The organism is Collinsella sp. SGI.033 (assembly GCF_050315135.1).
Classification (GTDB): Bacteria; Actinomycetota; Coriobacteriia; order Coriobacteriales; family Coriobacteriaceae; genus Collinsella.
Map to the genome: position 1 here is coordinate 1 of NZ_JBNPOK010000085.1, position 214 is coordinate 214.

At 66.4% G+C, this 214-nt stretch carries 1 protein-coding gene; it reads left to right on the top strand.

Annotated elements, in window-relative coordinates:
* A partial coding sequence (locus ACQRC0_RS08860; RefSeq protein WP_427729351.1) for an ATP-binding protein occupies positions 1-214 on the top strand: 214 nt, incomplete at both ends.

Sequence of the window (214 nt, forward strand, 5' to 3'; positions counted from 1 at the left end):
TGATCATCGACGAGCTCGGCTACCTCGACGTCGGCAGCGCGGGCGCGGACCTGCTGTTCCAGCTGATATCGACGCGCTACGAGCAGCGCTCGACGATCATCACCACCAACGTGGGGATCAGCGGCTGGGGCAGGGTGTTCGGGGACGACGTGGCGGCGAGCGCGATCGCGGACAGGGTGTGCCACCACTGCCACCTGGTCAAGATAACCGGCAG